Source organism: Pseudomonas sp. 2822-17 (assembly GCF_002742485.1).
Taxonomy (GTDB): Bacteria; Pseudomonadota; Gammaproteobacteria; order Pseudomonadales; family Pseudomonadaceae; genus Aquipseudomonas; species Aquipseudomonas cyclaminis.
Window position 1 is genome coordinate 1 of the sequence record NZ_LJRZ01000741.1, and the last position, 250, is coordinate 250.

Consider the following 250-nt stretch of genomic DNA (forward strand, 5'->3'; position numbering starts at 1 on the left):
TATCCAAGGGGTGTAGCACAAGGAATAAATTGACCTTGTTTTTGGTTAATTTCCTTTTCGAAAGACTTCCGATTAAATGTTCCCCCCATCCAGCATGTACCAATTTCCAACTCCGTTAAATATAAGACTTCTTTATGAAATACAAAACCGAACTCCACAAGAGAATATTTATTATTTTCCGTACCTCCAACCAAATTCGCCCTTGGAATTTTTATAAATCCATAGGTTCCTAATTTGATCCCCTTATCTG

Annotated in this window: 1 protein-coding gene; it reads right to left on the minus strand. The window is 36.0% G+C overall.

Translation table 11 applies throughout. The features are described 5' to 3' along the window. Positions 1–250, minus strand: a 250-nt coding sequence (locus AOA60_RS26380; RefSeq protein ID WP_218240868.1) for a nitroreductase family protein, incomplete at both ends; no start/stop codon positions are given.